The sequence below is a fragment of the Arthrobacter sp. fls2-241-R2A-200 genome, assembly GCF_030209745.1.
GTDB lineage: Bacteria > Actinomycetota > Actinomycetes > Actinomycetales > Micrococcaceae > Arthrobacter.
The window spans coordinates 218,104-227,549 of record NZ_JARVRJ010000003.1 but is presented as its reverse complement, the minus strand read 5'-3'; the positions used below and the strand labels follow the sequence as shown (position 1 = coordinate 227,549).

Annotated in this window: 7 protein-coding genes; 3 read left to right on the top strand and 4 right to left on the bottom strand. The window is 62.0% G+C overall.

Going from position 1 to position 9,446, the window contains the following annotated elements; all coding sequences use genetic code 11:
- The 4 genes from QRN42_RS04230 to QRN42_RS04215 all read right to left on the bottom strand — a co-directional run.
- Positions 1 to 543, bottom strand: a 543-nt coding sequence (locus QRN42_RS04230; protein WP_284978243.1) for a glyceraldehyde 3-phosphate dehydrogenase NAD-binding domain-containing protein, incomplete at its 3' end; no start/stop codon positions are given.
- A gap of 105 nt (positions 544 to 648) precedes the next feature.
- Complete coding sequence (gene hxlA / locus QRN42_RS04225; protein WP_284978235.1) at positions 649 to 1,287, bottom strand: 3-hexulose-6-phosphate synthase; 639 nt, start codon at positions 1,285 to 1,287, stop codon at positions 649 to 651.
- 115 nt (positions 1,288 to 1,402) lie between these two features.
- Positions 1,403 to 2,779 (bottom strand): C1 family peptidase, encoded by a 1,377-nt coding sequence (locus tag QRN42_RS04220; RefSeq protein WP_284978234.1) that lies wholly within the window; start codon positions 2,777 to 2,779, stop codon positions 1,403 to 1,405.
- A gap of 154 nt (positions 2,780 to 2,933) precedes the next feature.
- The gene (locus QRN42_RS04215; RefSeq protein WP_284978233.1) at positions 2,934 to 4,337 is read right to left on the bottom strand and encodes a DNA-binding protein; all 1,404 of its coding nucleotides are present in this window, start codon (positions 4,335 to 4,337) and stop codon (positions 2,934 to 2,936) included.
- A 479-nt stretch (positions 4,338 to 4,816) separates the two neighbouring features.
- On the opposite strand from QRN42_RS04215, the gene QRN42_RS04210 reads away from it, so the two are divergent.
- The 3 genes from QRN42_RS04210 (at position 4,817) to QRN42_RS04200 (ending at position 9,426) form a co-directional block, all read left to right on the top strand.
- Positions 4,817 to 5,104 (top strand): HU family DNA-binding protein, encoded by a 288-nt coding sequence (locus QRN42_RS04210; protein WP_284976225.1) that lies wholly within the window; start codon positions 4,817 to 4,819, stop codon positions 5,102 to 5,104.
- 204 nt (positions 5,105 to 5,308) lie between these two features.
- On the top strand, positions 5,309 to 7,456 hold the full coding sequence (locus QRN42_RS04205; RefSeq protein ID WP_284978232.1) for a bifunctional copper resistance protein CopD/cytochrome c oxidase assembly protein: 2,148 nt from the start codon (positions 5,309 to 5,311) through the stop codon (positions 7,454 to 7,456).
- The gene (locus tag QRN42_RS04200; RefSeq protein WP_284978231.1) at positions 7,453 to 9,426 is read left to right on the top strand and encodes an NHL domain-containing thioredoxin family protein; all 1,974 of its coding nucleotides are present in this window, start codon (positions 7,453 to 7,455) and stop codon (positions 9,424 to 9,426) included. The genes QRN42_RS04205 and QRN42_RS04200 overlap by 4 nt, the downstream gene beginning before the upstream one ends.
- Positions 9,427 to 9,446 lie beyond the last annotated feature (20 nt).

The following is a 9,446-nucleotide window of genomic DNA, read 5'->3' as shown; positions in this document are numbered from 1 at the left end:
GATGGTGCCCTCGAAGGAACCATGCACGGAGTCCCGGCGCAGCAGGCTGGCACGCTTGACCAGATCGTTCTCGGCGCCCTTGCGGACCACGATCGCCCGGAGCCGCAGACCGTGCCCGCCGCCGGCCTTCTCGATCAGGATACGGGCCAACAACCGCCCGATACGCCCGAAACCGTACAGCACGACGTCGGTGCTGGTACGGTCATCAGCGCCGCGCTTCCCAACAATCTCCGCAAGCTCATCACGAAGATACTCATCGAGCGAGGCGCCGTTGCCTTCTACCCGGTACTTCTCCGTCAAACGTGCAATGTCAATGGCCGCCGCGCCAAGGTCCAGCTCAGCCAAGGCATTCAGCAACGGAGCAGTCTCTTCAGGTAACAACTCATCCCTACTGATGCGACGCGCAAAGCGGTGCGCCTTCAGGATCTCCATGGTGGACTTATTGATCAGGCTGCGGCCGTGGATGCTGGTCACCACGTTGTTTTCCCTGTACAACCGGCCGATCACGGGAATCATCGCCTCGGCGAGAGCCTCCCGGCCCATCCACCTTTCAAGATAGAGATCTGAGCTTTGCAGCATCGGGCACCTTTCCAAAGGGTTACCCCTTGAGCGTTATTGACTGGAAATGGACGGGACGGTCGCGATAGTTCAGATGACGGGCCGCCACAGGATGGCGGAGCGGAGTTCTTTGGCTGCCTGGGCGGGGTCGGTTGCGCCGTAGATGGCGCCGCCGGCGACTGCGACTTCGGCCCCTGCTTGTTGGACATCGCCGATGGTAGCGACCTTCACTCCGCCGGCCACCGAGAACGGGACACGGGCCTCTGCCCCTGCCCGGAGCAGCCCGCTCAAATCGAACCCGGGCTTGGCCTGCTCATCGAGCCCGGCGTGCATCTCGACGAACTTCGCACCCAGAGCACGGGCTTCCTTGGCCCGGGTCACCTTATCCGCGACCCCGATCAGGTCCACAACGATGCCCTTGTTATGGGCCTTGGCCGCCTTCACGGCCCCGGCGATGGTGGAATCATCGGCAGTACCGAGCACGGTGACCAGGTCAGCGCCGGCCGTGAAGGCGATGTCAGCCTCCAACTCCCCGGCGTCCATGGTCTTCATGTCCGCGAACACGATCTTGTCCGGGTGGGCTTCCTTGACCGCGGTCACCGCGGACAACCCCGCGGCCTTGATCAACGGCGTGCCCAGTTCAATGATGTCAACGTACTCCGCGACCTGACCGGCCAACGTCAAAGCCGCTTCGGTAGTCAGGACGTCCATGGCAACTTGGAGCTTCATGATGTTCTCTTCCTTCTATAGGGAACTGCGGCTTTCATCGTCTGTCCATTTCGGGGTGGGCGAAACGCTGATTCAGGATGGTAAAAACTACCCCTAAGGGTGGCCGGGACACTTCCTAGGCCAACGCCCCCATGGGGTCCCACGCCGGCAGCACAATGGGTTCGGCGGCCAAGGCCTGCTGAAGCTCTGGTGACAGGCGTGACTTGTTGACCACGACCTCAAAGACGTACTCGTCGAACCAGTTGTCTGCCATGGTGAAGAATCCTTTGTCCCCGGCTTCCTCGCCCCAACTGTTCTCTACCCGCCAGCGGCGCGTGGCGCCGTCGAGCACGTCCACGCCGGTGAGGAGCATCGCGTGCGTCATGGCGGACTCACCGCAGCGGACACGCGCCTCTTTATCCATCGCCAGTTGGGCAGCATAAAGACCGGCGTAGTCGTACAAGTGCCCGTCCCAGATGCCGTCCCCGCGAACCATATGCGGCCCGACGTCGCACCCGAACCAAACCGGTTCCCCCTCCACGATGGCTTCCTTGGCCAACTGCTTTGCCAGTCCAATGTCCACGTTGAGGTAGAGCACCTGTTCAGCGCCAAGCACATTGCCCAGGTACTCAACGGTGAGTGTGCTTCCCTTGGCATGTTCTGTCCTGGGGTCATCGACAAGGCAAACGTATTGGTCGAGGTCGATGGTGGTGTACCTCGAGAGAAATTGTTGCGGTGTCAGAATGCCGACGCGGTGGAAAGCTTTGGCATCATCGGTGTATTCCCAGTCAACTGTGGCTGGAGGGGTGCCCAGGTGGAGGGTGAGGACCCGGTGGACATCGGCCATGATGCGGGCCGTCGCGTCCTCCAACCGGGCCGCATCGCCGTCGCGGTGTAACGTGCGCAGCTCCAAGGCCCCGCGGCGCAACAGGGAGCGCAGGACGGAGTTCATGCGGCCTGTATTGGAGGACGACTCGGTTTCCGGCATGGCGGACTTAGGCACCGCGCCATACTTTTGGAAAATGTTCACCGCCATATTCCATTGGCCGCCGTCGCCCATGACCGTCTGGAGGAGGTACTGGACCAGACGGTCATCCTCGCCACGTTCCGCTGAATCCAGGATGGATGCCAGAAAGTAGTTGGCGCGCTCCAGCTTGTCGAAATACATCGCGTAGTTTTGGGAGAACTCGAAGTCCCTCACCCCAAGGATCTCCTTGGCACCGCATCGCAGCAGATTCAGGGCGGCAAAGAGCCAGCAGCGGCCTGACTTCTTCTGGTTGGTGACTTTCCAGTCATCAAGGCGGTGGGAGACAGTGGTGGAAAGTGACGTTGCCAGCTGGTGGTCGATGGCTAGTTCGTCAACGCTGACACGGACGATGGCGTTTTGTTTCTGCTTCAGGACTGGGTCTGCAGCGAAAGACTCGTGCAAGGCCGAAAGGCGGGCGGCGGTCAGGGACGCCGCGGCGCCCGTTTGCGTCGCCGCTCCGCTGGCGCCCAAGGTTTCCGCGGTCATTGGTTCTGCCTCTTTCTACGCGGTCCGCTTGCTCAACCGAGCAAGCGCGAGACAACCGTATGTCCGCTCCGGGCCGGCAGCCAGCGACAACCGCCGGACTGCCGGACAGTGCCGCTTGCAACCCCGGACGGACCGCTCGCCACCCCAAACGACGTCAAATATTCAAGGCGTGGCGTACTGCCCGGCTGTTGCGGCGGGAAACCGGGACCGTGGTGCTCCCCGGGTCGTTCATGACCAGGACCAGTTCTCCTTTTTCCCGCTTTTCGACTTCGCGGATGCGGCTTAGGTTGACCAGGTACTGCCTATGTACCCGCAGGAAACAACCGGTATCGGATAAGTCATTTTCAAATTTGTCCAAACCCGATATTGCAGCCTTCAGCTTGCCTTCATCTGTGTGCAACCACACTTCGTTGCCATCCGCTTCGGCCATCGTGACCTCTGATGTTCCGAGCATCACCATCCGGTTTTCTTCCCGGAGGGCAACGATGCGACGGGACTGTTGCCCCAAAAGGACCCCGCCTGTTTCTGCCTGCGGAAACTGCTCCCCAGCGAAGGCGCCGAAAGAAATCAGGTGTCCGACCAGGTTGCTATGGAGGAAAACGGGCCGAATTCCGATTGACGACGGCTCGTCGACCATCGGAGTGAAGATCTGGGTTGAACCAGTCCAGCCCGGGTCTGACTTTGCCCGTTTGGTGGCATAGCGGGCGGCGTGAATGAAAGGGGGGAGTTGCGGGGTCCAGCGAAGCACAGGATCGACGGCAGGGGTGTTGCCGGGGACGCCAAGAATGATGCTGGCAGCGTCGTCGGCAATCACCACAGCACCTGCCGTGTCGACGGCGGCCAGCGGTTGGGTCGATCGACCGCGGGCGTGAGTGTAGGCAGCCAACAATTCGGTGCCGCCGTCATGGCCGCGCCTGCGCAAACTGTTCTGGGTGTGAGCGGCGGAACTCTCCAGCCATTTGCGTGCTGATAGGGGAAGATCACCACCCCAACACGAGATATTCAGGACGGCGAGCGGCTCACCATTCACTACCTCACGCACTGCAATGGCCCCGCAGGACCAACTGTGGAAGGCCTGGAGCCAGTGCTCGGATTGCTTGATCATCACTGCACGCCTGGTTGCCAGGGCGGTGCCCATGCTGTTCGTCCCCACTGCGCTCTCAGACCAGCTGTACCACGGCGCCAGGCCGCCCTCGGTGGCAATAGAGCGTGTTGTCTTGTCGCCCCATGCGGCCACGATCCTGCCGTTGGCATCGGCGATGGTGACTACCCCACCGGCGCTGGCCACCTCGTGGGCCATTGCTGCTGCGCAGAAGCCCAACTCCGCGAAGACGGCGTCCTGGTCCAGGGAATTGGCGGATTGGGAGACAGCATTGGGTGCCTCGGACAAAAAAGGGTTGATGCGGTAAACATCCCGGGACCGCTGCCAGGAGATCGCTACTTCCGGCCTCACGCCGTCGACGTCGTCTTCGCCGTGCACAAACCGCTCCCAGGCGATATAGACAGGCGTGCGGTTCGGGTTGCGGGCTAGTGTTTGGAGTCGTTGCTCTTTTGGCATGGGGGACCGCCTTAGCGCTACTCATCGAAATCGCAGAGCCTGCCGCGGTAGCTCAGGCAGCAGCTGCGAACGGGCATGGCGTCCAACACTCCTTCCCGCCCGTCTTAGGGGCACGGTAAGGTGCGTGCTTTGTTCCATGCATCCAACGAGAGCGCATTCCCTCTGGAGTAGTAGTGGACTCTATTGCCCGCGAACTCATTTGGCAAGGAAAACGACGAAGGCTGCTTCGGCTACCGTTCGGCGGTGCTTCTCCAACCTTCCGATCCGGTAATCCAAGGTGGGCTTGCCCGCCGTCGAGCGATACGCCAGCGGCATGAATAGGGTCCAAAAACCCCCAAAAAACGGTGATTTGCGTCAAAAAAGCGCGGAAACACGCGGAAGTGGCTGGCCATGTGGGCCCAAGCTGGTAAGTTTTCGAACAGTGGCTTGCTCGCAGTCCGCTTGTAAGTTCAAAAACGTATGAGTCCAGGAGGACGTAAATGGCTAAGAACCGTAGTGAACTCGTTTCAGAGGTAGCAGGCAAGGCCGGCACCAGCCAGGCAGCCGTCAACTCCGTGCTCGATGCACTCTTCGAGGTCTTCGAGGCATCTGTCGCCGCAGGCGAGAAGATCACCATCCCGGGCTGGCTCGCCGTTGAGCGCACCGACCGCGCCGCACGCACGGGCCGCAACCCGCAGACGGGCGAAACCATCCAGATCGCCGCAGGCCACAGCGTCAAGCTGACCGCTGGCTCCAAGCTGAAGGCTGCTGTCGCCAAGAAGAAGTAATTGCCTTTGGGCGTAAGCCATGGAAGGGACGGCGGCCGGCTTGGTTGCCGTCCCTTCTGCCGTTAATGCCACTACCCCTCCCCAATGGCGTCCCGATTCGCCGCCCGGCACTACGTAGCGGACAATGGATGAGTGCCACTAGCAAGAAATTCAGCAACTGCCCCCTCCACAGCCCCCAAGCCGGGAGGGCGTGGAGGTACTGCCATGATGGGAATCTCGGTTCCCTGGCAGCTTGCCGGTTTGGCCGTACTCTTCGTGGCCATGGCTCTGGCCCTCGTCTTCTCGGGCGCAGCGGCGGCGCGCCAAGTCTCAGACCCCGGGGCTTTGGTCCGTTGGGGACTTCCGATTGCCAAAGCGGTCCAGGACATGTCCTTGGCCACTGTGGTGGGAGGGCTACTATTCGCCGTTGGGATTCTCCCCAAGAACCTCGGCGGCTCCCGCTCCCGTGAAAAGGATCTTGACGCCCCCGAGCATCCCGCGTTCACACGGGCCCTCGCCGTGGCGGCTGGCGCGGGCGCTGCATGGACCCTATCTGCCGTCGCGGTTCTGGTCCTAACCTACTCGGACGTGGCGGGTTTGGGTATCTCCGGGGACGCGCAGTTCACGCGGTCACTGGTCTACTTCATGACGGATATTGATACCGGAAAAGCATGGCTCGCCGTCACCATCATTGCCGCCGTGGTCACTACTGCACTGTTTGGCGTTCGGTCACTGACCGGGCTGGCATTCACGTTGGTCCTCGCGCTTATAGGTCTGATTCCGACGGCCCTCATTGGCCACTCCTCGAGTTCGAGTGATCACGAGGGGGCCATCAACTCTTTGGGGTTGCACCTCCTCGGCGTCTCCACGTGGGTCGGCGGAATCATCATGCTCGCTGTGCTGTCCAGTCTCCTCGCGGGGTCCAAGAGCAAAGGGACCACGGATATCACGGACCAAACGCTCCGTCGGTTCTCGTCGTTGGCCGGCTTTGCGTTCGTGCTGGTGTTTGGATCCGGCGTCATCAACGCGGCAATCCGGGTCACCAGTTTTGGCGACTTGTTCGGTTCCGCGTACGGCCAGATCATCGTGGCCAAGACCTTGGCCACGCTGGTGCTGGGCGGTATCGGCTTCATGCACCGGAAATGGGTGATTCCCCAGCTCAGCAAAAGCGGTTCACTCTCCGCACGCCGCGTGCTGTGGCAGTTGGTCTTGGTTGAACTGCTGGTCATGGGTGCGACGTCGGGACTCGCGGTCGCTCTAGGGCGCTCCGCCCCGCCGCAACCCACCACATACGCCGCGGATGCCTCCCCGGCCTTCATTCTTTCCGGCTACGAGCTGCCGCCCGAGCTGACTCCGGTACGTTGGTTGACCGAATGGCGGCTTGATTGGCTCTGGGTAGCTGTGGCGCTCTTTGGTGCCGTGACGTACATCATGGGCATCGCCAAGGTCCGGAAACGTGGGGACAAGTGGTCCTGGTTCCGGTCGGTGAACTGGTTCATTGGTCTGGTGGCACTCACCTACATCACCTCCGGACCTCCATCGGTGTATGGCCGGGTACTGTTTTCGGCCCACATGGTGGACCACATGGCATTGACCATGGTGGCACCCATCTTCTTGGTGCTGGGCACACCCGTGACGCTCGCCCTGCGTGCACTTCCAAGCCGGGGCGAAGGTACGCACGGTTCCAGGGGCCTGCGGGAGTGGTTGCTGCTTTTCGTTCATTCACGGTTCTCCCAAGTGGTGACCCACCCGTTGTTTGCTGCGGCGAACTTCGCAGGCTCGATCGTTTTGTTCTATTACTCGGACCTCTTCGGCTTGGCGATGCGCCAACATGTGGGCCATGAGCTCATGAACCTTCACTTCCTCCTCACGGGTTACATCTTTGTACTGAGCATGATCGGGAGCGATCCCTTGCCGCGGCGTGCCCCGTACCCCATGCGCCTGCTGCTCTTGCTGGCCACCATGGCCTTCCACGCCTTCTTCGGTGTCGCGATCATGGGCGGCACCGGTTTGCTGGCAGCGGACTACTTCGGGAACCTGGGCCGGACCTGGGGTGCGTCGGCCATCGGCGACCAACAACTCGGCGGTGCCGTGGCGTGGGGCATTGGTGAAGTGCCCACCCTTCTTGTCGCTATCGGAGTGGCGGTCATGTGGTCCCGCTCGGACGAACGGGAAACCCGCAGGGTCGACCGTGCAGCTGACAGGAATAATGACGCCGACCTCAGTGCTTACAACGATATGTTTGCCCGGCTGGCCGATCGCGATGCCAAAATGACCAGCCGAACCGCACCCGGTAACTCAGCGAACGCGGAAGCCACAGACGACTCAACGGGTCAGCCCGAACGAAACACCAAGCTGGAAGGACGCTCATGAGCGATACCGTACGCACCCAACTGCGGGTCCGGGCCTCGGAACTGGAGGGCCGTGGATGGCTCAACACGGGTGGCAAGTCCTTGGACCTTGAGTCTCTTCGCGGCAAGATCGTGCTGCTGGATTTCTGGACTTTCTGCTGCATCAACTGCCTTCACGTCCTCGACGAGCTCCGCCCGTTGGAGGAGAAGTACTCCGACGTCCTGGTGACAGTGGGCGTGCATTCGCCCAAGTTCGAGCACGAAGCGGACCCCGTGGCGTTGGCGTCAGCCGTCGAGCGCTACGAAATCCACCACCCGGTTTTGGATGACCCCGAGTTGGCCACGTGGAAGGCTTACACAGCCCGCGCTTGGCCCACCCTGGTGGTGGTGGACCCTGAGGGCTACATCGTTGCCCACCTCTCCGGTGAAGGCCACGCTGGCGGCCTGGGCGTCCTGCTTGAGGAACTCGTGGCCGAGCATGAAGCCAAGGGAACCCTCCACCGTGGAGACGGCCCCTACGTGGCGCCCGCGCCGACGTCGGGCACTTTGCGCTTCCCCGGCAAGGCCACCCAACTTGCCAACGGCAATTACTTGGTTGTGGACTCAGGCCACCACCGATTGGTGGAGTTGCGCCCCGATTTGGAAACCGTCGAACGCGTCATTGGGTCGGGTACCAAGGGATACGCGGACGGCCAGGCGGAGATCGCACAATTCAACGAACCCCAGGGCGTGGCTCTCTTGCCGCCTGAACTCGCGTGGAAGCTCGGCTACGACGCCGTCGTGGCCGATACCGTCAACCACCGCCTCCGCGGTGTGACCCTGAGCTCCGGTTACGTTCAGACCGTGGCGGGTAACGGTGTTCAGCGGTTGCTGGACGCAGGTCCGGCCCGCGTGACGGACTCCGGTGCGGGCGATTGGTCCAAACACCACGACGGCGGCCCTGCAGACTTCGCTGCCGACGCCGTCGACGTCGGGGTGCTCGGCCGTGGTACCGGCGTCTCGCTCTCCTCGCCATGGGACGTGGTCTGGAGCGAAAAGCTGCAGCGCGTGGTAATTGCCATGGCAGGAACCCACCAAATCTTTGCTTTCGATCCGTTGACCAATGGCGTGTCCATACTGGCAGGTTCAGGCTTGGAGGGCCTCTTGGACGGCAAAGCCGAAGAAGCATGGTTTGCCCAGTCGTCCGGTTTGGCCATCGATGCCGACGACAACATCTGGGTGGCTGACTCCGAAACATCCTCGTTGCGCCGCCTCGTGATCGGCGATTCCGGGGTGACCGTGGAGACAGCAGTGGGTAAGGGCCTGTTCGACTTCGGTTTCCGGGATGGCGCGGCTGATGACGCCCGCCTACAGCACCCCCTCGGAGTCACGGTTCTCCCGGACGGCTCCGTGGCCATCGCGGACACGTATAACGGTGCCGTACGTCGATACGACCCCACCACCAAGACCGTCTCGACCTTGGCGCGGGGTCTCGCGGAGCCCAGCGACGTCGTCGTGGTTCAGGTGGAGGGCAGCGAGCCGCTGCTTGTTGTGGTGGAGTCCAACAAGCACCAGCTGGTTTTGGTGCCGATCCCCAAGGAAGCCCAGCAGGTTGACGAGGGCGCATCGCAGACGCACCGGCCCAAGAGCCCGGTGACCCCAGGAGCGCTGGAATTGACCGTCCGTTTCAAGGCCCCCACAGGCCAGAAGCTGGATGACCGTTGGGGTGACCCCACACAGCTGAAAATCTCATCCACGCCAGCCGAACTCCTGGTTTCCGGAGGCGGAACGTCGGTGGGGCTGCTGCGCACCCTCGAGTTGTCGAGCGATGTTCCCGAAGGCATACTTCACATCACCGCGCGCGCAGCTGCCTGCGACGGACCCGAGACTGAAGACGGCGAGATCCCGGATCACGCAGCCTGCCACCTCTACCAGCAGGACTGGGGCATCCCGGTTGTGTTGCAGGCGGATGGCGAATCGGAGCTCGTGCTGGACCTTCGGGGCATGGACTAACAGCGAGGCATCAGGGGGCG